Annotated in this window: 23 protein-coding genes and 1 riboswitch; of the genes, 12 read left to right on the plus strand and 11 right to left on the minus strand. The window is 66.4% G+C overall.

What is annotated here, in order from left to right:
- Positions 1 to 25: 25 nt before the first annotated feature.
- The 5 genes from aat (at position 26) to CEY11_RS07835 (ending at position 5,075) form a co-directional block, all read left to right on the plus strand.
- A complete protein-coding gene (gene aat / locus CEY11_RS07815) occupies positions 26 to 790 on the plus strand; it encodes a leucyl/phenylalanyl-tRNA--protein transferase (RefSeq protein WP_088602829.1) in 765 nt (254 codons plus the stop codon).
- A gap of 76 nt (positions 791 to 866) precedes the next feature.
- Positions 867 to 1,604 (plus strand): arginyltransferase, encoded by a 738-nt coding sequence (locus CEY11_RS07820; RefSeq protein ID WP_088603209.1) that lies wholly within the window; start codon positions 867 to 869, stop codon positions 1,602 to 1,604.
- A 156-nt stretch (positions 1,605 to 1,760) separates the two neighbouring features.
- Positions 1,761 to 2,798, plus strand: a complete 1,038-nt coding sequence (locus CEY11_RS07825) for a quinone-dependent dihydroorotate dehydrogenase (protein WP_088602830.1) — start codon at positions 1,761 to 1,763, stop codon at positions 2,796 to 2,798.
- A 145-nt stretch (positions 2,799 to 2,943) separates the two neighbouring features.
- Positions 2,944 to 4,023: a cyclase family protein gene (locus CEY11_RS07830; protein WP_088602831.1), complete on the plus strand. Its 1,080-nt coding sequence runs from the start codon at positions 2,944 to 2,946 to the stop codon at positions 4,021 to 4,023.
- Between the two features lie 71 nt (positions 4,024 to 4,094).
- The gene (locus CEY11_RS07835; protein WP_088602832.1) at positions 4,095 to 5,075 is read left to right on the plus strand and encodes a Bug family tripartite tricarboxylate transporter substrate binding protein; all 981 of its coding nucleotides are present in this window, start codon (positions 4,095 to 4,097) and stop codon (positions 5,073 to 5,075) included.
- A gap of 231 nt (positions 5,076 to 5,306) precedes the next feature.
- On the opposite strand, the gene CEY11_RS07840 is transcribed toward CEY11_RS07835, so the two are convergent.
- Complete coding sequence (locus tag CEY11_RS07840) at positions 5,307 to 5,885, minus strand: phasin family protein (protein WP_088602833.1); 579 nt, start codon at positions 5,883 to 5,885, stop codon at positions 5,307 to 5,309.
- Between the two features lie 533 nt (positions 5,886 to 6,418).
- Between CEY11_RS07840 and CEY11_RS07845 the strand changes: the two genes are divergently transcribed.
- A complete protein-coding gene (locus CEY11_RS07845; RefSeq protein WP_088602834.1) occupies positions 6,419 to 7,402 on the plus strand; it encodes a tripartite tricarboxylate transporter substrate binding protein BugD in 984 nt (327 codons plus the stop codon).
- A gap of 136 nt (positions 7,403 to 7,538) precedes the next feature.
- Here the strand turns inward: CEY11_RS07845 and CEY11_RS07850 are convergent, their stop codons facing one another.
- The 3 genes from CEY11_RS07850 to CEY11_RS07860 form a co-directional block, all read right to left on the minus strand.
- A complete protein-coding gene (locus CEY11_RS07850) occupies positions 7,539 to 8,345 on the minus strand; it encodes an IclR family transcriptional regulator (protein WP_088602835.1) in 807 nt (268 codons plus the stop codon).
- A 271-nt stretch (positions 8,346 to 8,616) separates the two neighbouring features.
- Positions 8,617 to 9,423, minus strand: coding sequence for a competence/damage-inducible protein A (locus CEY11_RS07855; protein ID WP_088602836.1), 807 nt, complete (start codon positions 9,421 to 9,423; stop codon positions 8,617 to 8,619).
- A 169-nt stretch (positions 9,424 to 9,592) separates the two neighbouring features.
- A complete protein-coding gene (locus CEY11_RS07860) occupies positions 9,593 to 10,390 on the minus strand; it encodes an EI24 domain-containing protein (RefSeq protein WP_088602837.1) in 798 nt (265 codons plus the stop codon).
- 266 nt (positions 10,391 to 10,656) lie between these two features.
- On the opposite strand from CEY11_RS07860, the gene CEY11_RS07865 reads away from it, so the two are divergent.
- Complete coding sequence (locus CEY11_RS07865) at positions 10,657 to 11,037, plus strand: thioredoxin family protein (protein ID WP_088602838.1); 381 nt, start codon at positions 10,657 to 10,659, stop codon at positions 11,035 to 11,037.
- 204 nt (positions 11,038 to 11,241) lie between these two features.
- On the opposite strand, the gene CEY11_RS07870 is transcribed toward CEY11_RS07865, so the two are convergent.
- The 3 genes from CEY11_RS07870 to CEY11_RS07880 all read right to left on the minus strand — a co-directional run bounded on the left by CEY11_RS07870 (position 11,242) and on the right by CEY11_RS07880 (position 14,186).
- Entirely contained in the window at positions 11,242 to 12,624 is a 1,383-nt protein-coding gene (locus CEY11_RS07870) for a DEAD/DEAH box helicase (protein WP_088602839.1), read from the minus strand.
- Between the two features lie 319 nt (positions 12,625 to 12,943).
- Positions 12,944 to 13,279, minus strand: a complete 336-nt coding sequence (locus tag CEY11_RS07875) for an AzlD domain-containing protein (RefSeq protein WP_088602840.1) — start codon at positions 13,277 to 13,279, stop codon at positions 12,944 to 12,946.
- A gap of 139 nt (positions 13,280 to 13,418) precedes the next feature.
- A complete protein-coding gene (locus tag CEY11_RS07880; RefSeq protein ID WP_088602841.1) occupies positions 13,419 to 14,186 on the minus strand; it encodes an AzlC family ABC transporter permease in 768 nt (255 codons plus the stop codon).
- A gap of 265 nt (positions 14,187 to 14,451) precedes the next feature.
- On the opposite strand from CEY11_RS07880, the gene CEY11_RS07885 reads away from it, so the two are divergent.
- The 4 genes from CEY11_RS07885 (at position 14,452) to CEY11_RS07900 (ending at position 17,323) form a co-directional block, all read left to right on the plus strand.
- On the plus strand, positions 14,452 to 15,372 hold the full coding sequence (locus CEY11_RS07885) for a branched-chain amino acid transaminase (protein ID WP_088602842.1): 921 nt from the start codon (positions 14,452 to 14,454) through the stop codon (positions 15,370 to 15,372).
- Positions 15,373 to 15,425: 53 nt separating this feature from the next.
- Positions 15,426 to 15,638, plus strand: coding sequence for a zinc-finger domain-containing protein (locus CEY11_RS07890; RefSeq protein ID WP_088602843.1), 213 nt, complete (start codon positions 15,426 to 15,428; stop codon positions 15,636 to 15,638).
- Between the two features lie 26 nt (positions 15,639 to 15,664).
- Positions 15,665 to 16,087: a YybH family protein gene (locus tag CEY11_RS07895; protein ID WP_088602844.1), complete on the plus strand. Its 423-nt coding sequence runs from the start codon at positions 15,665 to 15,667 to the stop codon at positions 16,085 to 16,087.
- 144 nt (positions 16,088 to 16,231) lie between these two features.
- Positions 16,232 to 17,323: a YheT family hydrolase gene (locus CEY11_RS07900; RefSeq protein WP_088602845.1), complete on the plus strand. Its 1,092-nt coding sequence runs from the start codon at positions 16,232 to 16,234 to the stop codon at positions 17,321 to 17,323.
- Positions 17,324 to 17,670: 347 nt separating this feature from the next.
- Here CEY11_RS07900 and CEY11_RS07905 read toward each other — a convergent pair whose 3' ends face one another.
- From CEY11_RS07905 to CEY11_RS07920, 4 genes are all read right to left on the minus strand, one after another.
- Positions 17,671 to 19,173, minus strand: a complete 1,503-nt coding sequence (locus CEY11_RS07905) for a M48 family metalloprotease (RefSeq protein ID WP_088602846.1) — start codon at positions 19,171 to 19,173, stop codon at positions 17,671 to 17,673.
- Entirely contained in the window at positions 19,166 to 20,023 is an 858-nt protein-coding gene (locus CEY11_RS07910) for a cytochrome c oxidase assembly protein (protein WP_088602847.1), read from the minus strand. Before CEY11_RS07910 ends, CEY11_RS07905 begins: the two co-directional genes overlap by 8 nt.
- An 89-nt stretch (positions 20,024 to 20,112) precedes the next feature.
- Positions 20,113 to 21,117 (minus strand): sodium:calcium antiporter, encoded by a 1,005-nt coding sequence (locus CEY11_RS07915; protein WP_088603210.1) that lies wholly within the window; start codon positions 21,115 to 21,117, stop codon positions 20,113 to 20,115.
- 86 nt (positions 21,118 to 21,203) lie between these two features.
- Positions 21,204 to 21,330: riboswitch (yybP-ykoY riboswitch) on the minus strand.
- A gap of 137 nt (positions 21,331 to 21,467) precedes the next feature.
- Positions 21,468 to 21,932, minus strand: coding sequence for a TM2 domain-containing protein (locus CEY11_RS07920; RefSeq protein WP_233154782.1), 465 nt, complete (start codon positions 21,930 to 21,932; stop codon positions 21,468 to 21,470).
- 279 nt (positions 21,933 to 22,211) lie between these two features.
- On the opposite strand from CEY11_RS07920, the gene CEY11_RS07925 reads away from it, so the two are divergent.
- A complete protein-coding gene (locus tag CEY11_RS07925; RefSeq protein WP_088602848.1) occupies positions 22,212 to 23,378 on the plus strand; it encodes a UbiH/UbiF/VisC/COQ6 family ubiquinone biosynthesis hydroxylase in 1,167 nt (388 codons plus the stop codon).
- Position 23,379: the final 1 nt, after the last annotated feature.

A 23,379-nucleotide genomic window follows, 5' to 3' on the forward strand; every position in this document is an offset into this window, starting at 1 on the left:
CGGCCGTCCGACGCGCCACGACATCATGCACACCCCCATCTGGCTCGCCCCTGCGACCCCGCTGCCCGACCCGTGCCTGGCGCTGCACGACGAATTGCTGGCCGTGGGCGGCGATTTGTCGCTGGCGCGGCTGCGCGAGGCCTATTCCAAGGGCCTGTTCCCCTGGTTCAACGACGGCGAGCCGGTACTGTGGTGGAGCCTAGATCCGCGCATGCTGCTGGCCTGCGCCGAGTTTTCGCCTTCGCACTCGCTGCGCAAGAAGCTGCGCCGCCTGGCGCGCGAAGAAGCCAACGGCAACGCAGCACTGCAGATTCGCATGAACACCGCATTCGAGGCGGTGCTGGAAGGCTGCGCCACGGCGCGCGGCAGAGAAGCCGGCACCTGGATTTCGCCGACGTTGCGGGCCGCCTACCTGGACTGGCACCGCGCCGGCGAAGTGCATAGCGTCGAAACCTGGCTGGATGGCGAACTGGTCGGCGGCCTCTATGGGGTCGGACAGGGGCGGCTGTTCTGCGGCGAATCCATGTTCAGCCGCGCCAGCGACGCCTCGAAGCTGGCCCTGGCCTATCTGGTGAATTTCCTGGTTCGCCACGGCGTGCAATGGATAGACTGCCAGCAGCAGACCGCGCACCTGGCCAGCCTGGGGGCTCGGCCGGTGCCGCGCCGCCGCTTCCTGAGCATACTTGCCCAAGCCAGGCAACAGCCGGCGCCCCCCTGGGGCCGCGGCCGGCTGCTGCAGTCGGGGCTGCTGCAGCAGGCGCCGGCATCCTCCTCCCCCGGATCCGCTTGATCCGCGGTGGCCAAAACCGCCATAATGGGTTTGCGCAATGCGCGGCACGTGGCCGCGCAGCATACGGCACGACGCCATGAGCCACCCCACAGAGCTTAGCTTCAAGACCCTGCAGTTCTACGCCACCGCGCCCTACCCGTGCAGCTATCTGCCCGGCCGCGAAGCGCGTTCGCAGGTGGCCGCGCCATCGCACCTGATCGATGCCGCCACCTATTCCCGGCTGGTCGAACAGGGCTTCCGGCGCAGCGGGCTGTTCACCTACCGGCCGCACTGCGACGCCTGCCGCGCCTGCATCTCGATCCGCGTCGACGCCGCGCGCTACACCCCCAGCCGCACCCAGCGCAAGATCTGGAAGCGCCACGGCGCGCAGCTGCACGCCCGCGTCATGCCGCTGCGCTGGGAAAGCGAGCACTTCGACCTGTACCAGCGCTACCAGGCCGGCCGCCACCCCGGCGCCGGCATGGACGAAGACAGCCAGTCGCAGTACACGCAATTCCTGCTGACCAGCCGGGTCGACTCGCGGCTGGTGGAATTCCGCGACCAACGCGAACAGCTGCTGATGGTGTCGATGATCGACGTGCTCGAAAGCGGCCTGTCCTCGGTCTACACCTTCTTCGACCCGGATGCCGCCGGCAGCCTGGGCACCTACGGCATACTGTGGCAGATCGAACAATGCCGGCTGCTCGGCCTGCCCTGGCTGTACCTGGGATACTGGATCCGCGAAAGCCGTAAAATGGCGTACAAGTCGCAGTTCCGGCCCTTCCAGGTTCTGGACGGCGCCGGCTGGCACGACATGCCCGACACCGAAACCTGAAGCCGCGGCGCGGGTGCGGCACCAGACACGCGGCCGGGCGTGGCCCCGGCGTAGCGCGCCAAGCTGCGGGAACTCTCCGTCGGGTATCATCCGGTACGCGCCCCCGGGCGCGCCGCAAGCCGCGCCACGCCGATCGTCACTTCCCTACTCGCCCTTATGTCCCTATTGTTCAAGACCTACGCCCTGGCTCGCCCGGCGCTGTTTTCCCTGGATGCCGAAACCGCCCACGAACTCACGCTGGAATCGCTGCGCAAGGCCCAGGCCTGCGGCTGGACTCGCGGCCTGCTGCACTCGCAGCCGCAGCAGCCACGCACTCTGATGGGCCTGAGCCTGCGCAATCCGGTGGGCCTGGCGGCGGGGCTGGACAAGAACGGAGCCTATATCGATGCCCTGGGCAACCTGGGCTTCGGCTTCGTCGAAGTGGGCACGGTGACGCCGCGCGCGCAACCCGGCAATCCCAAGCCGCGCATGTTCCGCCTGCCGCAAGCCCAGGCGCTGATCAACCGGCTGGGCTTCAACAACAAGGGGCTGGAAGCCTTCATCGACAACGTGCGGCGCAGCCAGTGGCGCGCCCAGGGCGGCATACTGGGGCTGAACATCGGCAAGAATGCCGACACGCCCATCGAACGCGCCGTCGACGACTATCTGCTGGGCCTGGAAGGCGTATACCCGCACGCCGACTACATTACCGTGAACATTTCCTCGCCCAACACCCGCAACCTACGGGCCCTGCAGGGCCAGGACGAACTGGCGGGGCTGCTCGGCCCGCTGCGCGACAGGCGCAAGGATCTGGCCGACCGGCATGGGCGCAGCGTGCCCCTGGTGGTGAAGATCGCGCCCGACCTGGACGAGGCGCAGATCGATGTGATTGCCGACACGCTGCCGCGCTACGGCGTGGACGGGGTGATCGCCACCAACACCACGCTGTCGCGCGAGGCGGTGCAGGGCCTGCCCCATGCGCAGGAAGGCGGCGGCCTGTCCGGGCCGCCGGTGCACGCCTTGTCGCTGCGCGTCATCGAGCGCCTGCGCCAGCGGCTGGGCCAAGGCCTGGCCATCATCGGCGTGGGCGGTATCGTCTCAGGCCAGCAGGCCCGCGAGAAGATCGCCGCCGGAGCCGATGCCGTGCAGGTCTACACCGGGCTGATCTATCGCGGGCCGGCGCTGATCGAGGAATGCGTGCGGGCGCTGTCCTGAAGCACGGCCCTGGTTCATGAGCGGGCCCCGCAGGCGCGCCGCGAGCCGTATTCCGTACCACGAAACGGAATGAGATTTCTCGCAGGATTGCCTGTGGCCGCCAATATACTGCCCTCGAGGCATAAGCATTGGCGGAGACAGGATCATGGACGACAAGCCGGGCAGCGGGATTGAAAACGCGGGGCGGCGCTGGAAGCGCCGTCCGCCGGGATCTAACTGGGGGGATTTCGGGGCGGACGACCAGCTCGGCCGCATGAACCTGCTGACCCCGGAGAAAGTCAGGCAAGGCTTGGCGGAGGCCCGCGAGGGCAAGGTGTTCTGCCTGAGCCTGCCCCTGGATTTTCCCGGTGGCTCGACCGTGAATCCGCGCCGCAGGCCGCCGCTGCTCCAGCCCACGCTACGCGACGGCAAGCCCAACATCAATTTCCCCCTGAGCCGGCTGCATTGCTGCCATACGGACGTCATCAGCGACGACGCAGTTCTGCTGCACACACAGTATTCGACGCAATGGGACGGCCTGGCCCACGTCGGCGCGTGGTTCGACGCCAATGGCGATGGACGCCCCGAGATGATGTATTACAACGGCTACCGCGCCCGCGCCGACATATTGGGCCCGATGGACTACAGCGCACAGGACGAGACGGAAATCGAAGGCCGGCCGATCGGCGCCAAGAAGCTGGGCATCGAGAACATGGCCTCCACCTGCGTGCAGGGGCGTGGCGTGATGATAGATCTGGCCGCCCACTTCGACACGCAGCGCCACTATGTTTCATACGATGAGCTGATGCGCATCATGGAAGCGGACGGGGTAGAGGTGGAGCGCGGCGACATGGTCTGTCTGCGCACGGGCTTCGACCGCTATCTGCTGGACTGCGGCAGAAACCCGCCGGCACGCGCGCAGATGGACGCCATCCAGGTGGGCCTGGACGGCCGCGACGAGCGCCTGCTGCAATGGATCACGGACAGCGGCCTGGCGGCGCTGATCTCGGACAACATAGGCGTGGAGCTCTTCCCCGCCCGCCCGGTGTCCGGGCACGCGCCGGGCCATCCGCTGCACCAGCACTGCCTGTTCAAGCTCGGCATCCATCTCGGCGAGCTGTGGCTCCTGAGCGACTTGGCCGACTGGCTGCGCAGTGCCGGCCGCAGCCGGTTCCTGCTTACCGCCCCGCCGCTACGGCTGCCCGGAGCGATCGGCTCGCCGGCCACGCCGGTCGCAACTGTCTGAATTATCCAGAGGACGACCCGCATTCGATTGCGAGGGGTAGTCCGTCCGCAAAACCAAAGGAGAGCGGTATCGTGAAAAAGACCATGAAATACATTGTGCTTGCTGGCATGCTGGCAGGCACTCTCTTCAACGCAGGGGCCAGCGCAGCGGCCGACACTTTTCCATCCAAGCCCGTGTATCTCGTGGCGCCGTATGCGGCGGGCGGCCCGGTCGACATCGTGACACGCATACTTGCCAAGCAGCTGTCCGACCGGTGGGGCAAGGCCGTAATCGTCGAGAACCGCGCCGGCGCGGGCGGCAATATCGGCACCGCGTATGTGGCCAGGGCGCGCCCGGACGGCTATACGCTGCTGGTCAACACCCCGGCCATGCTGATCACTCCGCTGATCGGGCCGAGCGTGGGCTTCGACGCCATCAAAGACTTCACTCCGCTGGCCCGCGTCGGACGCGTGCCGGCCCTGCTGCTGACGAACACCAAAGTGCCGGCGAACAATGTGAAGGAGCTCATTGCATTGGCCAAGGCGCATCCCGGCAAGCTGAACTACGCCTCTCCCGGCGTCGGAACTTCCTTGCAGTTCGCGGCGGTGCTGTTCGCCAGTGAAGCGGGCATCGAGATCACCCATGTACCCTACAAGGGCGGCTCGCAGGCTCTGCCGCAACTGGCCGCGGGAGATACGCAAATGATGTTCGACCCGATCACCGACTCGCTGCCCCTGGTCAAGTCGGGCAAGCTCAGGGCGCTGGCAATTTCTACCCAGCACCGCTCTTCCCTGTTGCCCGAGGTGCCCACCGTCGCCGAAAGCGGGCTGCCGCGCTACGACTTCGCCGTCTGGTACGGGGTGTTTGCCCCCGCCGGCATGCCCGCGGCGCTGCGCGACCAGATCGGGAACGACATCATGAAAGCCCTGGGCACGCCGGAAGTGGCCGCCCGCCTGGGCAAGCTGGGCATAGAAATGCAATTGCAGCCGCCGGCCGAGTTCGCAAGCAGCTACCGCGCCGAGCAGAAACAATGGCAGGATCTCGCACACGCCCAGCACATTTCGGCGCACTGAACGGCAAGGGGAAATCATCCCCGGCCGCGCCGAATTCCCTGTGCCACAATTCGAGCCCCTGGAAAAAAACGGACTAGCGCCGTGCGGCGCACGATCGGGCTTGCGCTTCTCGGCGAACGCAGCATAAAAAAACCCCGAAGACAGAAGCCTTCGGGGCCCAGGGGAGACAACTCAATACGGAGGCATCGCGGCGTCTAGCTACGCGCCGCGCTGCGCGCTGCCGTTTGCCTATCAGGCGGCGCTGCGGCGAGCGCGCTGGCCGGGCTTGGCCGCTTCAGCGGCATCGGCAGCGGCCTTGAACGTGGCGTTCGTGGCGGCAGCGAGGTTCGATTCGGCAGCAGCGGCGGCTTGCTTGGCAGCCTTGTTGACCGATTCGTAGGCGCTGTTGGCGGTAGCCAGCGAGGACTTCAGCAGCGCGACGGCGCTTTCCGAGCCGGTGGGCGCGTTCTTCGAGAACTGCTCGATGGCTTCGGACACTTGTTGCTGGCCTTGAGCGATCTGGTCTTCGGTCAGCTTGGACAGATCGGCTTGCACGCCGGAAACGATGTCATACACATGCTTGCTGTAGGCCAGCGCCTTTTCGGCATTGGGCTGCACCAGGCCGGACGTGAAAGCCAGCGCTTCCTGGACGTCTTTCACTTCGATGGCTTGCTGCGACTTCTCGGCGACGTCGTCCAGCGTGGCCTTGATGACTTTCAGGTTCAGGTCGACGAGCTTTTCGAAGCCGCCGAAAAAGGTGCCTTGCACGGCCAGAAACTTGTCGAGGGAGGCTTTTTGGTTGGCCAGGACTTGTTGGGGGATAGCGCTCATGATCATTCCTTCACGAAATGCCGGCGGAGCCGGCGCAATAATTGAACGGGGTTCAAGCTTAAAAAGATGAGAAGGCCAAGCAAATCACTGGTTGTTTGTGAAAACCTGCCTTGCTGCACTGCACAAATGAAATTCTACCGGACTGAACAGCGAAGTCAAGCGGTTTTTGTTGCGATGCAACAAAAAGCGTAAGTACCTGCTGCAAAATGATAATTTTTTGTCGAATAAGCCACGGACATGGCAGTGCAGCAACCCGTCCCAGGGAAACTCCTTACGGGTAAACCTGCACGACACGCAAGGGATTTTCCCCTAGAATTCTGTCAGCTTTATGACAGGAAAAATACAGCCAACAGACAGCTTTCTTTCAGCCAGCCCGCAGGCACTCCGTCGCACGCTACCGCGGCGCGACAGCCCGAGTGCCGGCCGGAGCCCGGCCCAAGGCCTGTCGACGCTGAAAGGGCGCCCTTTCGGCATCGACAGGCCTTGGGTATGAACCACCCGAAATCATCAGAAAAAACACCCCTGGAGCACAAATGAAGCGTCACATCCCACATCTTCCTTCCCTACTGCTGGGCGGCATCCTGGCCTGCGCCGCGGGCGCCGCGGCAGCCGCCGACTATCCCACCCACGCCATCAATATGGTCGTGCCATTTTCGGCCGGCGGCCCCACCGACAACGTGGCGCGCTCCCTATCCGAAGCCATGCGCCCCACCCTGGGTCAGCCGATACTGGTCGAAAACAAGGGCGGCGCCGGCGGCACCATAGGCACGTCGCAGGTGGCGCGCGCCCACCCCGACGGCTACAGCATCCTGCTCATGCACATCGGCTTCTCGACCGCGCCGTCGCTGTACAAGAAGCCCGGCTACGATGCCCTGGCCGGCTTCCAGCCCATAGGCCTGGTGGTCGACGTACCCATGACCATCGTCGCCCGCTCCGATTTTCCGGCCAACAACATCAAAGAACTGGTGGAATATATCAAGGCCAACAAAGACAAGGTGTCCCTGGCCAATGCCGGCATAGGCGCCGCCAGCCACCTATGCGGCACCATGTTCACCAAGGCCTTGGGAGTAAAGCTGCTGACGGTACCCTACAAGGGCACCGGGCCGGCCATGAACGACCTGCTGGGCAAGCAAGTCGACCTGATGTGCGACCAAACCACCAATACCACGCAGCAGATCAAGGCCGGCAAGGTCAAGGCATACGCGGTCACCAGCAAACAGCGCGTGCCCACTTTGCCCGATCTGCCCACCATGCAGGAATCAGGCTACCCTGGCTTCGAGGTCGGCATCTGGCACGGCATGTGGGCGCCCAAGGGTACGCCCAAGGCAGTCACCGACAAACTCGTCGCGGCACTGCAGGCAGGGCTGGCCGACAAGGCCTTCCAGCAGCGCATGGGCGTGCTGGGGGCGCAAGTACTGGTCTCGGATGCCAACCCGCAAGCGCTGCAGAAAAAGGTCGAACAGCAGGTGCCGCAATGGGCCGAGCTCTTCAAGCAGGCGGGTGTCGCGCCGCAATGATGCGGCCGTAACCGGCAGGTGCGCCGCTGCATTGCCCGCAAACCCCGGGGCAGCGGCACCAACAGCCGGCGCACCCGCACAGCAATAAACGCGGGGCCCGGCATTACCAGTAAGAAACAAGAGCAAGGCGGGCGCCTCAGTGCGCCCCTTCGTATCCCAGGGCCTCGGAAATCTGCGCAGCGGTGCGCTGCAGCAGCCCGATCCATTCGTCGCGCATGCGCTCGGCGGGCGCCGAAAGCGACAGGCCGGCCTGCAGCTTGCCGGTATCGTCATAGACCCCCGCGGCGATGCAGCGCACGCCCAGCTCCAGCTCTTCGTTGTCGCGCGAGTAGCCATGGCGGCGCACCAGGGCCAGGTCGCGCTCGAGCTGGTCGAGCTGCGTAATGCTGTTGCGCGTGGTGCCGGCCAGGCCGGTGCGCATGGCATAGGCCCGCACTTGGCGCGGGTCGCTTACCGACAGGAACAGCTTGCCGGTGGAAGTCAGGTGCAAAGGCGCTCGTCCGCCGATGGCGCGCACCACCTGCATGCCGGAACGTTCGCTCCAGGCGCGCTCCACGTAGACGATCTCGTCGCCCTGCTGCAACGAGAGGTTGACGGTCTGCCCCGTGACCTTGTGCAGTTCGCGCATGGCGTCCAGCGCCACTTCGCGCACATTCAGGCGCCCCTTGACCAAAGAGCCCAGTTCCAGCAGGCGCATGCCCAGCTGGTATAGGCCGCTGTCGACGCGTTCGACGTAGCGGCCCGCCACCAGGTCATTGAGTATGCGATGCGCGGTGGAAGTATGCAGGCCAGTGGCCGCGGCAATGTCCTTCAACGCCACGGGTTCGGGCTGCCGCGCCAATACGTCCAGCAGTTGCATGGCGCGCTCCAGCACCTGGATGGTGATGGGCATGGCCTTGGCGAAGGCCGGAGAGGCGGAAGAAAGGCTGGGAGACTGTGACATGGATCAATGTTGACGCAATGCAACATTCCCATAATATGAAAAATTTGGCCTCCCGGCAAGTAGTGTTTTGCAAGTGCTTTGCAAACGGCCTTGTTTATGGGCGGCCGTCCGAGCGCCAGGGAATGCGGGCGTATACGGGCAATCGCCCGGCCCACGGCGCTACACAGACGGGGAGTTATCGCAGCGAGCCCGCAGCGGCGGCGCTATTGCGGGCGCCATGCCGACCGCCCGCCGTAACGGGCCCGGCACCAGCTGCCGGGCCGCCGCCTGATCAGGACTCCGGAGGCGTAAGGCTGCCGCCGACGCGCAGCACCTCGGCGCGCAGGAAGGCCAGCGCCTCGGCGGCGGCGGCGGGCTCGCCCTTGACGCCCAGGTCGATATGAGGATGGCCGCTGCCGCCCATGCTCGGCAGGCTGAAGGCCTTGACGCCCGGCCACTTGCGCTCCAGCTCTTGCATGGCGGGGGTGATGCGCGATTCGGGCAGGCGAAAGGCCAGGAAGGAATGCTCGACGCGCGTGACGCGGTGATGCAGATCGCGATAACGGGTATCGAGCGTCCATTCCATCATCGGCCACGCCATGACGGGAAAGCCCGGCATGAAGGTATGGTCGTGGATGTAGAAGCCCGGGATCTTGTTGTAGGGATTGGGCACGATTTCCGCGCCGACCGGAAACACCCCCATCTGCAGGCGCTGCTGGTTTTCGGGCAGCGACATGTCGGCGCTGCCCTGGCCGCGGCGAGCATTGTCGGCGCAGCGCTCGGCAATCAGGCGGGCAGCCTCGGGGTGCAGCGCCAGTTCCACGCCCAGGGCCTGGGCCGCGGCCTGCCGCGTGCGGTCGTCGGGCGTGGCGCCTATGCCGCCGCAGCTGAAGACCACGTCATCGCTGGCAAAGCTGCGTTTCAAGGTGGCGACGATGGCATCGAAGTCATCGGAGACGAATTCCGCGCCGTACAGCTGCATGCCGCGCTGCCCCAGCAGCTCTACCATTTTGGCGAAATGCTTGTCCTGGCGCCGGCCGGACAAAATCTCGTCGCCGATGATGATCAGCCGCACCCGGGCTGTCGTTGCTGTAGTCATGTTCACCCGATCCCTTGGAAATTCTGATGGAAATTTGCAGCCGCAGCTGCAGTTGCCGCCTCACGGCCTCACGGCCCCAGGCCGCCAGGCCGTACATACAGCAAGACCAGAGGCGCGGCACCGCCGCCATCGCGCCCGCACCAGGCTACTGCCGGGGGCGGCAGGCCCGTCAGGCCTCGATGACGGTTTCGCGCCGCATCTGCCGCAGGGCCTCGAGACTGTAGTGGGCGAAAACCAGCGCCGAAAACACCGGCAGCACGATCCAGACCGGCGGGAACAGATTGATCAGCGCCAGGCAAAGGCCCAGCAGCCAGTATTCGCGGCTGTGGCGGCGCCAGAGGATTCTACGCTCCTGCACGCTGGCGTGCTCGATGAGCGAGTCGACCTTCAGCATGCGGCTGAAGGCGAAGGCCCACCACAATACCGGCAGCGCCAGGGCCAGCGGCGGGAACAGCCAGAGCGGCATGGTGAACAGCCAGCCCAGCGCGAACAGCACGCCCACCCATATGGCATTCCAGGTGCTGACCACAGTGGTGTAGCGCCCTTCGCGCCTCAGGCCGGGATAGTCGCGCGCTTCGAGGTGCCGCAGCACGATGGGCATGACGAAGATGGCGGCGATGACCAGCCCGAGTATGCCCGAAGCCGGCAGCAGGATGCCCACGGCCAGCAGCGGCACCAGGTACAGCTTGACGGAGAACAGGCCGATCGCCACCATCCACTGGTCGACGTGGTCGAGCAGGCCCCAGCCCGACACCTCGGTATTGAGCCAGTGCGTCAGCGGCGTCCAGAAGGCCCACAGCAATATAATGGCGCCGACGATGGCGATCAGGAACGGCATCAGCACTGCCAGCAACATCTTCGGATGGCACTGCGACACCACGGCGCGCCTGAAGGCCAGGCCCACGCCGGACAGGCCCTTGACGGAAGGACGGGTGGTGCCTTGCAGTACCAGATCGGAATCACTCATCGTATCGTTTCGCAGACAAACATTGGAACAGGGAAGCCCCGGGGAAGCCCCAACCGGCCGGCGCTGTGGATGCATCGAACCGCAAGGTAGCTGGCTCGGGCCGCCCACACAGGGCTTGTAAGGAATACAGGGCCGGCACCGGGAAGCCCCGAACCAGTTGCCCGCATGATCAATTTATAGACCAAACAAACAAGGCAGGGCATGAACGGCTGCGCAGCGGCTTCGAAGCTTTCCTATCATAGTCAAACCTGGCGTATTTTTCTTCCATGTCCGTACTGAATCCGTTACACGATCTGTCGGCCCTGCAGGCGCGCATTGCGCACTGTACGGGCCTGGTGGTGGTCTGCTATTGCGCCGCCTGGTGCGACACCTGCACGCAATACCGCGGCGATTTCGAGCGGCTGGCGCAGCGCCTGCCGCAACATGCTTTCGTGTGGGTGGATATCGAGGACAGCCCCGAGCTGCTGGGCGAGGAAGACGTGGAAAACTTTCCCACCCTGGCCATACAGGGCGCGGAAGGCAATCGCTTTTTCGGCACCCTGCTGCCCTACATCAGCCACCTGGAACGGCTCGTCGAGCAATTGCAGGACGACGCCGGGCATGCCGTGGTGGCGGGGCCACCGCTGCTGCGCAGCGCCGTCGCCTGACGCGCGAGAGCAGCGCCGAACGGGGTATTTGGGTCTGTCAAATAACGAGAGTAGCGCCGAACGGGTATTTGGGTCTGCCAAATATCTGGAAATCGGCACATTTGCCGGATCATACAAAGGCGGCAGGGTTCGCTGCAAAGGCGGCAGGGCTCGCACTACCTGCCACACCACAGAACACTTGCGGTCGACCGCGCAGCCAGGCCTTTAGTGGCGTCCGCCGCCCAGCAGCACGCCTACGGATTTGCGGGCCGGCTGGCGCAGCGGCGCGTCCTGTTCGGGCGCAGCCGACGACGAGGGCGCGGGCACATAAGGCTTGTAGAAGAAATCGTCGACCGGCTGGGCGGGCGCGCCGCCATAGGTTCCGTGGTGGCTGGAGCCCGAACGGCTGCGGCCCGAACCGCGTGGCGGGCGCGCCGAAGGCGGCAGCGTGAACTGCCCGCGCGGAATGCGCGTCTTGATGAGCTTTTCGATATCGTGCAGGTGGCGCTCTTCGTCGGGCGCGAAAAAGGCGATGGCCTCGCCGCTGGCGCCGGCGCGGCCGGTGCGGCCGATGCGGTGCACGTAGTCTTCGGGGTTGTACGGCAAGTCGTAGTTGATCACGCAGGGAATGCCGGCGACATCCAGGCCGCGCGCGGCCACGTCGGTGGCCACCAGCACCTCGAGTTCGCCGGCCTTGAAGGCGTCCAGCGCCTTCATGCGGTCGAGCTGGCTCTTGTCGCCATGGATGGATTCGGCCTTCACGCCGTCGCGCTGCAATTGCCGCGCCAGGCGGCTGGTGCCGATCTTGGTATTGGAAAACACGATCACCTGGTTCAGGCCGCGCGACTTGATCAGGTGCACGACCGCGGCGCGCTTGTCGTCGCCCGACAGCGGGTAGGCGATCTGCGTGACGGTGTCGGCCGTGGCATTGCGCGCCGCGACTTCGATCTCGACGGGGTCGTTCAGGAAGCTGCGGCCCAGCTTGCGGATTTCGTTGCTGAAGGTGGCGGAGAACAGCAGGCCCTGGCGCCGCTCGGGCAGCAGGCGGACGATGCGGTCGAGGTCGGGCAGGAAGCCCATGTCGAGCATGCGGTCGGCCTCGTCCAGCACCAGTATGCCGACCTGCCCCAAGTTGACGTTCTTTTGTTCCACATGGTCGAGCAGCCGGCCCGGGGTGGCGATGAGTATTTCGCAGCCGCGGCGCAGCGCATCGCGCTGCGGGCCGATGTCGACCCCGCCGAACACCACGGCCGAACGCAGCGGCGTACGCTTGCTATAGCCCTGCACGCTCTCGGCTACCTGGTCGGCCAGCTCGCGCGTCGGCGTCAGGATCAGCGCCCGCACCGGGTGGCGCGCCGGCGAGGCACTGGTATTGGCCACGGCCATCAGCCGGTGCAGAATGGGCAGCGTGAAGGCCGCGGTCTTGCCGGTGCCGGTCTGGGCGGCGCCCATGACGTCGCGGCCCGCCATGACTATGGGTATGGCCTGGGCCTGTATGGGCGTCGGGGTGGTGTAGCCGGTTTCGGCGACGGCCTGCAGGATGCTGGGATGCAGGCCAAAATCGGAGAACGTGGTGGCGGATGTGTCGGATTGAGTGGAGTCTGTCATTAGAGCGGTGCGCGCCTGTGGTGGGAAGATCCCCCCCGGGCCTTTTATCAGCCTGGCATTTTAGCGCAGCATGGCCCGTCTCCCCTAATCCGGCGCCCGCACCGCCGCCCGCGGCCTATCGGAGTGTCGCGAAAAATCCACGAAATACCAAGGGCTTATAGCGCCGGGAGGGAGGCTTCACGGGCTAGGAACCGGAAAGTGAAGAACTCCGGCTTTTGGCCGAGGCCCCTTGCCGCAACGCAGAAGCATCTGCGGTACTGCGTGGCTACAGCCACGCCAGCGCTCGCCCCGAGCAGGCCAGGCTGCGCCAGGCCCATGATCAGGACAAGGCCTGCAGCCCCCAGAGCGCCAGCATGCCGGCGACGATCACCATGACCGCGCTGCGCGTGCGCAGATAGACCAATACCGCGATCAGTGCGGCAACGGCCTTGACGCCGACCTGCGGCATCGCCCCGGGCATCCACGGCAGCAGTTCGGGCAGCACAATGGCGATCAGCGCCGCGTTGGGCGCGTAGCGCAAGGCCCGGCGCAGCCCCTCGGGCAAGGGGAAATAGTCGCCGAACAGCAGGTAGCCGCAACGCGTCAGGAAGCTGCACAGCACCAGCAGGGCGATCGCGCCCAGCACATACCAGTCCCAGCCTGCGTGCCCGCTCATTGGTATACCCTCCTGTCGCTGCGCGACATCCTCCCCGTGGGAGGACGCGCGGGCGCGACCGGTTGACCACCCTCCTGTCGCTGCGCGACACCCTCCCCGTGGGAGGACGCGCGCCCTCCGGGCGGCCGCGCGGGCGCGCTCATCCCAGCCTCCGCAGCAGCGCGGCGATGCGGCGGCGCCAGCGCGGCCGCGCCGGCGGACGCTTGCGCGCCTGGCGTTCGGCGGCGACGCCGGCCGCGACGCCCGCGATCACGGCGGCGACCAGGCCCAGGCGCAGCGGCAGGCCCTGCCCGAACCAGGCCGCCACGGCGGCGGCGCACAGCGAAATGGCCATGGGCCGGGTGGTGATCAGCGGGATGATGATCGCCAGCAAAGCGAGTATTGCGGCGTAGTCCAGCGACCAGGAGGCCGGCACCCCCGAGCCCATGTAGATGCCCAGCAGCGAACAGGCCTGCCAGGACAGCCAGCCCGGCACGATGACTCCGACGAAGTACCAGAGCTGGTCGCGGGTGCCCTTGTCGCGCGCATCGGCATAGCGCTGCATGAAGAGCACGAACACGATGTCGCCCGACAGATAGCCCAGGAGCAGGCGGCGGCGCCGCGAAAAATGCCGGAAGTACGGATGCAGCGCGGCGCCGAAGATGACGAAGCGGATGTTGACCACGCAGGCGGCGGCGAACACCAGCCACAGCGGCGCCCCCGACACGATCAGCGGCAGCGCCGTAAGCTGCGCCGAACCGGCGTACACGAGCACGGTCATGAGTACGGACATGCCCACGGTCAGCCCCGACTTGACCAGGGCGATGCCGGTGACCAGCGCCCACACGCTGGTGGCGACCATGGTGGGCAGCACGTCGCGCAGGCCGGTATAAAAGCTGCGGCGGGCCTGTACATCGAACCGAGACATGGAAGTCGGGAAAAAAGCCGGCAAGGAAAACCTCGGTCTGGGTCGGATCGGGCCGATAAGCCGCCGCGGGCCCGCGGCGCTGCGCCGCAAGCATGCATATGCCAAAAGTTCGCTATTGTAAGGCTCACCGCTTGCTACAATTGTTGCCGCGGAAAGCCGCGTGCAGGCCGGCTGGGTTCAGGCTCCCTTCCAGGGTTCAGGCTCCCTTCTATCAAATGAGCCGGCGGCCGCAGGGCTTCCTCGATTCCTATTCACGGAGAGCATTATGTCGATGTCCGATCGCGACGGTTTCATCTGGTATGACGGCAAGCTGGTGCCATGGCGCGACGCCACCACCCACGTCCTGACTCATTCGCTGCACTATGGTCTGGCCGTCTTCGAAGGCGTACGCGCCTACAACACCGACATCGGCACCGCCATCTTCAAGCTGAAAGAGCACACCAACCGCTTGTTCAATTCGGCGCACATCTACCAGATGGCGATACCCTACGACCGCGACGCCATCAACGCGGCGCAATGCGAAGTGGTACGCGCCAACCAGCTCGAATCCTGCTACATACGCCCGCTGGTGTTCTACGGTTCGGAAAAAATGGGTGTCTCGCCCAAAGGCGCGCAGGTGCACGTGGCCATCGCCGCCTGGTCCTGGGGCGCCTATCTGGGCGACGAGGCGCTCAAGCAGGGCATCCGCGTCAAGGTCTCGTCGTATGCGCGCCAGCACGTCAATGTCACGATGCCGCGCGCCAAGGTGGCCAGCACCTACGCCAACTCCATCATCGCCAATGCCGAGGCGCTGGATCACGGCTACGACGAGGCCATCCTGCTCGACACCGAAGGCTTCGTGGCCGAAGGCTCGGGCGAGAACATCTTCATCGTCAAGGACGGCGTGCTGTGCGAGCCGGAAATCGCCTCGGCGCTTACCGGCATCACCCGCGCCACCATCCACACGCTGGCCGCCGACCTGGGCATCCCCCTGGTCACCAAGCGCCTCACACGAGACGACCTGTACATTGCCGACGAGGCCTTCTTCAGCGGCACCGCCGCCGAAGTCACGCCCATCCGCGAGGTCGACCGGCGCGTCATCGGCCAGGGCAGCCGCGGCCCCATCACGGCCAAGCTCCAGCAAGCGTTCTTCGACGCGGCCAATGGCCGCAACCCGAAGTACCATCACTGGCTCACCAAGGTATGAAGGCGCACTCACGCCCGCAATCGACCCCACACCCGCTACATCCAGGACACCCCATGACCAGCGCAGACCAGCCCTCGCATCCCGAGCAGCCCACCATCTACGTCGAAGCCAAGGATCTGCCGGTCTACTGTCCGGGGCCCAAGGCTCCGCTGTGGAGCATGCATCCGCGGGTGTACATCGAAGTCGTGAAGACCGGCCGCGCCCTGTGCCCGTATTGCGGGGCAGCCTACCAGCTCAAGGAAGGCGAGCACGTGCACGGCCACTGAGCCGCGCACACCGCCCGCCGACAACCATGTTCGCCACCGCCCACGAAGCTGAAAGCACCTTCTACGAGGCCTTGCGCCGCGCCGACGCGGGCCTGCTGATGCAGGTCTGGGCCGACGACGAGGAAATCGTCTGCGTGCACCCCGGCGGGCTGCGCCTGATCGGGCACGACGCGGTGCAGGAATCCTGGCAGCAGATTCTTGCCAAGGGCCCGCTGGACATCCGGCCAGCGCGCCCGCTGGTGCTCAGCAGCCTGATGAGCTCCACCCATACGCTGATAGAGCAGTTGACGTTCTCGACGCCCGAAGGCCGCCAGACCGCGCACTGCTATTGCACCAATGTCTATCAGAAGGGCGCCACGGGCTGGCGCATGGTGCTGCACCACGCATCCAATGCACCCAGCAGTGCCGGCCTGCTCGATCTGCAGGACGTTCCGGGCACCTTGCACTAGTGGCCTGCCACGACGCAGCCGGCCCACGCGGCCGCGCGTGCCGCCGCGAGGCGGCAGCGGCGCGAGCGACGCGGGCTCGTGTCATGGCAGGCAGGCTCCACCCACCCTTACCATTCCATACAGCAGGCACGTGACAGTAGCTTCGTGACAGCACAGATAGACTCCTCGCCCTGCCCGGTTCCGCTCTGGCTTCCAGGCCGGCACCTGCAGACCATCTATAGCGCGCTCGGCGCCCGCTATCATCGCATCGCCTTCGTCCGCGAGCGTGTCGACACGCCCGACGGCGACTTCATCGATTTCGACTGGGTAGGGCCGGGCCTGTTTTCGGATCAGTCCGCCGACGGCAAGCCGGTCGAGGCGGATCCGGCGCTGGCCGGCACGGCGGCGCGCCGCTGGGTTGGCCCATCCGATTGGGCCAGCCTGCCGACCACGCCCGAGACGCCCGCGCTGGTGCTGTTCCATGGGCTGGAGGGCAGCAGCCGCAGCCGCTATGCGCAAGCCATCGCCCAGCACTTCAGGGCGCGCGGCTGGATCGTCGCAGTGGCGCACTTTCGCGGCTGCTCGGGCTTCGCCAACCGCATGGCGCGCGCCTATTTTTCGGGCGACTCGGTGGATCTGGGTTTCATGCTGGACACCGTGCGCGCCCGCGTGCCGCACGCCGCCTGGCACGCGGTGGGGGTGTCCCTGGGCGGCAACGCCATGCTCAGGTGCCTGGGCGAACAGCCCGAAGCCAGGCGCTGGCTGAACGCCGCGGCCGCGGTCTCGGTGCCGCTCGACCTGGTGGCCAGCGGCAACTCGCTGACCGACACCTTTGCGGGGCGGCACCTGTATACGCCGCATTTTCTGAAAACCATGAAAGAAAAGGTGCTGGAGAAAGCCAAGCGCTTCCCCGGCACCATAGACGTCTTCCGCCTGGGGCAGGCGCGTACCCTGCGCGATTTCGACGACTTGTACACCGCACCTATGCACGGCTATCGCAACGCGCTGGACTACTGGACGCGGGCCTCGAGCAAACCGCTGCTGGGCGCCATCGCCGTGCCGACGCTGGTGCTCAATGCGCGCAACGACCCTTTCGTACCCGGGCCCTCGCTGCCCGGGTCGGCCGATTGCTCCGACTACGTCGTGCTGCACCAGCCCGCCGAAGGCGGCCACGTGGGCTTCGTTACGGGGGCGTTTCCGGGTACGAGCGGCTGGCTGCCGGCGCGCATCGCCCGCTACTTCGAAACCGGCCATTGAGGCCCGCGCGGCACAGCGCCGCCGGCCGATGCACCGATGCACCGATGCACCGATGTGCCGATGTGCCGATGTGCCGATGTGCCGATGTGCCGATGTGCCGATGTGCCGATGTGCCGATGTGCCGATGTGCCGATGTGCCGATGTGCCGATGTGCAAACAGGCTACCGGGTCAGGCCCAAGTAATGGGGACATCTTTCGGGAACATCTTTCCGATCGCCAAGCCTACCGGAGCCTGCGCACCAGCCTGCCCGCCCCAGAACAATTTCGGCTCAAAAGTTTACGGATTTTCCGCGCTACTTGTCCGAAGCCATGCCTCGAAGGGCGTATAGGCCCGAAGCAAAAATGCCCTAGTTCGATTTCTTGAAACGTTCCAGCAGGTGCCGCTCGGTATCGAGGCGCTGGCGCAGGTCGCGGATCTGCGCGTCCAGCTCGGACTGGACGTAGAAGTCGGTGGTCAGGTCGCGCGCCTGGCGCAACTGCTCGACTGCGGTGGACAAGGAACCGGTGAGTTCGTAGTACTTGGCCATGGAGCGCCGCGCCTGCACCTTCTGCCCCAGGCGCTCCTGGCTTTGCGCCCGCAAGCGGTACAAGGGGGCGAACTTGGGCCACTGCCGGATGCAAGGCTCGACGAACTTGATTGCCTCGTCGTCGCGGCGCGCCTGGCGCAGCACGTCGACCAGCGCCACCGCCACGCCCTGGCTGTGGGGCCAGCGCTGCCAGCCCGCGCGGGCTACGCGCAGCGCCTCGTCGGCCTGGCCCTGGCTGTTGGCCAGCCGGGCGGCCAGTACCGCGGTCTCGGGTACGACCGAGGGATCTTGGGCCGACTTGCCCAGGGCCTCCGCAGCCTGGGCATAGCTGCCGGCTTCCCAATAGCCGTAGGCGATGCCGTACCAGGCGGCCGAGCGCTGCACGGCGCTGCCCTGGGTCGTTTCCTGGCGCAGCTGCAGCAAGGCGTCGTCGCGCTCTTGGCGGCTGACCGCCTGCAGCACGCGCAGCTTGGCGCGCAAATACCAGAACTGCGGATCGTCGTGGTGGTGTACGGGCGGCAGCTCGGACACCCGATTCTGGATGTCGGACATGCGCTGTATCGACAGCGGGTGGGTACTGGTATAGGCGCCGCCGCCCTTGCCTTCGTTCAGGCTCGATGCATGCATCAGCATGGAAAACATCTGCACCATGCCGCGCGGATCGTAGCCGGCCTTGCGCAGCATCTCGAAGCCGGCGCGGTCGGCCTCTTGTTCGGCCTGGCGCGAAAAACCCAGCTGGCGATCGATGGCCGCGGCCTGGCCGAAAGCGGCCACACCCACGGCCAGATCGCCGCTGCCGGCAAGCCCGGCGAGCAGCGCGCCCACCAGCGAGGCGATGATGACCCCGGTATTCTGCGACTGCTGGGTCATGCCGCGGGCGATATGGCGCTGCACTACGTGACCGATTTCATGGGCCAGCACGGACGCGAGTTCGGACTCGTTGCCGGCCGACACCAGCAGGCCGCTGTTCACGCCGATGTAGCCGCCCGGCAGCGTAAAGGCATTGATCTGCGGGTCGCGCACGCCGAACACGGTGATGTGGTGGGTGCCGCCGCCCGGCGCCCCGGCCACCAGCTTGCGGCCCATCGCCGTAAGGTACTGGTCGAGATCGGGGTCGGAAATATAGGTGGGGTCGCGCCGCCCTTGTTCCATGATGGCGTCGCCCAGCATCTGCTCGAGCGCCGGCGGCAGCTCGGCATCGGCGGCACTGCCCATGCTGGGCAGGCCCATGGGCTGGGCCAGCGCACGCAGCGGCAACACCAGGGCCAGCGCCGCGCACACCGCGCCGCGACGCAAGCGGGCACGGGCGAACCGCTCAGGCATGCGCGGTGGCCGGCGCCGCCGCGCGCCGGCGCTCTCGCCGGCTGCGCAGCCGCCCCTTGCTGGACAGCCGCATGAGATGCGACAGGGCGAACATCAGGCCGCAGATTTCGATCAGGCCCGCGGGTATCCACATGGTCAGGCCGCCCAGGCTCTGATCCATGACGGCCGACATGGGGATGGCGCGCCCGCACAGGGCGAATACGGGATAGATGTCGTGCTGGGTGAAGGTGATGATCGCCCCCACCAGCATCTGCGGCGCCATGGTGATGATGGGCGAAATGATGCGGCTGCCGGGGGACATTACCGCCGGCGGGCTGGGCCGGCGGTCGAGGATCAGGTTCCAGTACAGGAAGCCGCTGGCCACCACGGACCAGTTCATGAGGCGGTACAGGCGCCAGTCGAGCATGGAATAGAACTGGATGCTGGGCACCAGCCATATCACGACCAGGAACACGAACATGAAAGGCACCAGGAACTTGTTGGTGAGCAGCCCTTCCAGGACGCGGCCGCCGAGGCTGCGGCGGAATTCCAGCAGCAGGCGGCGCCAGCGCGCGGGCAGCCCGGCGCGCATGACCTGGCCGGGATACGAGCCCATGACCAGCAGCGGCCCCAGGTGATGCAGCACCAGGTGCTGCAGGCGGTGCGCGAAGAACAGGCGTTCGGCGTAGTAGTCGACCCGGGTATGCAGCGACAGGTAGAGCAGCACCAGGCCCGTCCAGAACAGGGCCTGGCGCAGGCGCGTGACGCGATGCACCCGTACGCCGCGCACATACAGGCCGCCGCCCACGATGAACAGCAGCACCAGGGTGGGAGAAAATTCCCAGGGAATGAGCCAGTCCAGCCAGTCCATTTCTTGTCCGTTGAAAGCTCGATTGTAAGCCATGGCGCCGCGGCGCGAGACCGCCCGGCGCGGCTCCACGCGCCCAAGGTCGCCGCGATCTACGCGTCCAGGTACGCCACGATATAGGCCGCGAAAACCAGGTACAGCAGGCCCACGGCGGCCAGGGATCCGGCGCGCATGCCGCCGCGCCGGAAGCGCGACCACAGAAACGCGATGGACGCCATGGTCAGGCCAGCCGCCACCAGCAGCGGTGCGTCCAGGTGCCAGGGGGTCATGAAGATCGCCAGCGCGCTGGGTATGGTGGCCTGTATCATCATGGCGCCCGAAATATTGGCCAGGGCCAGACGCTCCCTGCCCTGCCGCACCCAGATCAGGGCATTCATGACCTCGGGCAGCTCGGTGGCCACCGGTGACAGCAGCAGCGCGGCCATGCGCGCGGGCATGCCCGCCCATACTCCTATGGCGTAGATCTGGCCGACGAACACGTGCGAGGCCCACGCAATCACCAGCAGCGCCAGCACGGTCTGCAGCAGGGCCCAGGCCAGCGAGGGCTGCGGATCGCGCGGGCGCAAGCGCAGGGGCTCCAGCCCGCCGGCATCGAGCGTCTCGTCCTCGGCCTTCAATTCATGCCAGACGTAGATGCCGTAAGCCGCCAGGAACAACAGCCCGAGCCAGGGCTTCCAGGCGAATACCAGCAGGCCGAGTCCCACTTTGGCCACGAAAATAACCATGAACCAGGCCTGATCCGAAGCCAGCCGGGGCTGATCCGCCACCAGGCTACAGGGCTCGGCCCGCCGCCGGCGCGCGCGATACAGCACCGCCAGCCCTACCACCGCATAGGCTACCGTGGCCAGCACCAGCGGGCCGCCCAGCGCCGCGCCTACGCCCACGTCCTTGCGCTCGGGCGAACCGCCGAACATCACGGCCATGAATGTGACGGCGCTCTCGGGCAGCGCAGTGCCGAAGGCCGCCAGCACGGTACCCACGGCGGTAGTGCCCAGGTTCAGCCGGCACCCCGTCCATTCAATGCCATTGACGAAGAACTCACAGGCGAAATAAATGGCCGCGGCGGAAAGGAAAAACAGCAGGAAGGTGAGCAGCATGGCGTCCACAGCCGGGCGAAATACGAGAACCATGGCGCAAACGCATCTCGCCCGGCTCGGGACGATGCTTTGCGGCCAAAGGTCTCGCCGGCTGCCAGCCCTCGGGGCATGCCCGGGCCGCCAGTACCTGCGCCATGGCTGTGTGAGGCCAAGTGTGTTGACGCAAGCTTTCCGAGCCGGGCTCGGAAATGGCTACTCCCCTATGACGGAAGTGGGGGGATTCTAACAGACTTGACGGCGCGAGGCCGCGTACCGCAGCCGGCCGGCAAGCAACACGAAAGCGGCCTGAAAGCGATTCGAAAGCATCTGGGCCGCGCACGCGGACGTGGACGGCCCGCGGCCGCCGGGCCCTATAACTGCAGGCCGTCGAGCCAGCCCATTGCCGTATAGATATGCATCACCGCCAGCGCGATGCCGAACACCACTACGGTGCCCATCAGCACCAGGGTGACCATGGCGGCGATGATGGGGCCCCAGCGGGTGTGGGTGGCCACGCCCGAATCGGGGTTGTACAGCTGGTCGAATTTTTCGTCCGGCTTGACCGCGAATATCAGGGCCTCGATGTAGCCCTCGGTGATGGGCAGCAACAGCAGCAGGAAAGCCGGGTTGTCCCACCACACCGGGTACAGGTGGGCCAGGGCCAGCATCACGCAGGAATAGACCGTGAACACCCAAGCCCCGCGGCGCCCCAAGTACCACCAATGGGCGCCGAACATGCCCAGCAGGCTCGCCAGCCATGCGACGGTGGTCTTGCTGCGATGCGTCACGGGGGCGTGGGTAGCCATGGCCGTGGCCGGGCTGGATTGCGGCTGCATGATCGGAAAACCTCTAGGGTCGTTGCGCGCAACGGGGCACACGAGTGCGTCCGGCGCTTAAAATGAACGCATATCCGGCAAAAGGACTTGCCGGACAACCGGAATCACAATCCGGGACTCTGGTGTGTCGAGCCGGCGATTCGTCGAACCGAGCCCCGACTCGGGACATCAGGCCCGGCCATTGTATTCCAGAGCCCGCTCTCCCGGAAGGCGGTGCGCCCCGAAAAGCGCCCGCATGGCGCCGGGGACGGGCCCAACCCTCATACCCTAAGGGAACGGATGGATCTCCCTGCTCAAGAAGTGGATGTAGACGTGGCCATCGTCGGCGCCGGGCCGGTGGGCTGCACCCTGGCCTTGCTGCTGGCACGCGTGGCGCCCCGGCCGCAACGCATAGCACTGGTCGGCCGCGCCGCGGGCGCCGCGCGCGGCGGCAGCGGCGCCGACCCGCGCACGCTGGCGGTAAACCACGGCAGCCGCGTGCTGCTCGAACAACTGGGTGCGTGGCCGGCTGCCGCGGCCAGCATAGAAACCGTGCACGTATCGCAGCGCGGGCGCCTGGGCCGCACCCTGATACGCCACGAAGAGCTGGGCGTGCCGCGCCTGGGCAGCGTCGTGGGCTATGAAGCCCTGCTCGCAGCCATGGCGCAGGCGGTGGCGGACAGCCCGGTGCGCTTCATCGAGGCGCAAAAGCCCGAAGTGCGCCACAGCGGCTCCGCGGCCTATATTGAACTGCCGCAAGCAAGCCTGTCCTGCGGGATCGTGGTGCAGTCCGACGGCGTCCGGCCAGCCGGGCTGCAGCGCGATTACGGCCAGGAGGCCGTGCTAGCCTGCGTGCGCGCCGAGCGCCCCCGCAGCGGCTGGGCCTACGAACGCTTCACCGACGAAGGCCCCCTGGCGCTGCTGCCCCATCCCGCGGGCGGCGGGCTGTACAGCCTGGTATGGTGCTGCACGCCAGAACACGCCCGGCAGCTGCGCGCCATGGACACGGCGGCGTTCGACGCCGCCCTGCGGGAACGCTACGGCGAACGGCTGGGGCGGCTGAGCCTGGCCGGCGAGCGCCATGTGTTTCCGCTGTCGCTGCACACCGGCCCCACCCTGCCCGGCTCCCGCACGGTGGCCATCGGCAATGCCGCCCAGACCCTGCACCCGGTGGCCGGGCAAGGCCTGAACCTGGGCCTGCGCGACGCGGCACAGCTGGCGCAGGCGCTGGCGCCCTGGCTGCTGCAGCCGCAGTCCGACCCGTCCAGCCTGCTGCAACACTACGCTGCCGGCCGGCGCGCCGACCGCTGGCTGACCGCGGGCATCACCGACTTGCTGCCGCGCGTCTTCGCCACGCGCCTGGCTCCGGTCGAGCACGCCTGCGGGCTGGCCCTGCTGGCCCTGGATCTGAGCTCGGCCCTGCGCCTGCCCCTGGCCCGCCATCTGATGCAGGGCCTGCGCGGCTGAG

The organism is Candidimonas nitroreducens (genome assembly GCF_002209565.1).
Lineage (GTDB): Bacteria > Pseudomonadota > Gammaproteobacteria > Burkholderiales > Burkholderiaceae_B > Candidimonas > Candidimonas nitroreducens.

Excerpts from the sequence above, each read along its gene's own strand:
- CEY11_RS07865 (WP_088602838.1), top strand. The coding sequence starts at position 10,657 with ATGTCCGTACTGAATCCGTTACACGATCTGTCGGCCCTGCAGGCGCGC.
- CEY11_RS07915 (WP_088603210.1), bottom strand. The coding sequence starts at position 21,117 with ATGCTGCTCACCTTCCTGCTGTTTTTCCTTTCCGCCGCGGCCATTTAT.
- CEY11_RS07860 (WP_088602837.1), bottom strand. The coding sequence starts at position 10,390 with ATGAGTGATTCCGATCTGGTACTGCAAGGCACCACCCGTCCTTCCGTC.
- CEY11_RS07850 (WP_088602835.1), bottom strand. The coding sequence starts at position 8,345 with ATGTCACAGTCTCCCAGCCTTTCTTCCGCCTCTCCGGCCTTCGCCAAG.
- aat (WP_088602829.1), top strand. The coding sequence starts at position 26 with ATGCACACCCCCATCTGGCTCGCCCCTGCGACCCCGCTGCCCGACCCG.
- CEY11_RS07875 (WP_088602840.1), bottom strand. The coding sequence starts at position 13,279 with ATGAGCGGGCACGCAGGCTGGGACTGGTATGTGCTGGGCGCGATCGCC.
- CEY11_RS07910 (WP_088602847.1), bottom strand. The coding sequence starts at position 20,023 with ATGGACTGGCTGGACTGGCTCATTCCCTGGGAATTTTCTCCCACCCTG.
- CEY11_RS07870 (WP_088602839.1), bottom strand. The coding sequence starts at position 12,624 with ATGACAGACTCCACTCAATCCGACACATCCGCCACCACGTTCTCCGAT.
- CEY11_RS07825 (WP_088602830.1), top strand. The coding sequence starts at position 1,761 with ATGTCCCTATTGTTCAAGACCTACGCCCTGGCTCGCCCGGCGCTGTTT.
- CEY11_RS07845 (WP_088602834.1), top strand. The coding sequence starts at position 6,419 with ATGAAGCGTCACATCCCACATCTTCCTTCCCTACTGCTGGGCGGCATC.
- CEY11_RS07890 (WP_088602843.1), top strand. The coding sequence starts at position 15,426 with ATGACCAGCGCAGACCAGCCCTCGCATCCCGAGCAGCCCACCATCTAC.
- CEY11_RS07855 (WP_088602836.1), bottom strand. The coding sequence starts at position 9,423 with ATGACTACAGCAACGACAGCCCGGGTGCGGCTGATCATCATCGGCGAC.
- CEY11_RS07840 (WP_088602833.1), bottom strand. The coding sequence starts at position 5,885 with ATGAGCGCTATCCCCCAACAAGTCCTGGCCAACCAAAAAGCCTCCCTC.
- CEY11_RS07920 (WP_233154782.1), bottom strand. The coding sequence starts at position 21,932 with ATGCAGCCGCAATCCAGCCCGGCCACGGCCATGGCTACCCACGCCCCC.
- CEY11_RS07895 (WP_088602844.1), top strand. The coding sequence starts at position 15,665 with ATGTTCGCCACCGCCCACGAAGCTGAAAGCACCTTCTACGAGGCCTTG.
- CEY11_RS07830 (WP_088602831.1), top strand. The coding sequence starts at position 2,944 with ATGGACGACAAGCCGGGCAGCGGGATTGAAAACGCGGGGCGGCGCTGG.
- CEY11_RS07905 (WP_088602846.1), bottom strand. The coding sequence starts at position 19,173 with ATGCCTGAGCGGTTCGCCCGTGCCCGCTTGCGTCGCGGCGCGGTGTGC.
- CEY11_RS07925 (WP_088602848.1), top strand. The coding sequence starts at position 22,212 with ATGGATCTCCCTGCTCAAGAAGTGGATGTAGACGTGGCCATCGTCGGC.
- CEY11_RS07820 (WP_088603209.1), top strand. The coding sequence starts at position 867 with ATGAGCCACCCCACAGAGCTTAGCTTCAAGACCCTGCAGTTCTACGCC.
- CEY11_RS07880 (WP_088602841.1), bottom strand. The coding sequence starts at position 14,186 with ATGTCTCGGTTCGATGTACAGGCCCGCCGCAGCTTTTATACCGGCCTG.
- CEY11_RS07885 (WP_088602842.1), top strand. The coding sequence starts at position 14,452 with ATGTCGATGTCCGATCGCGACGGTTTCATCTGGTATGACGGCAAGCTG.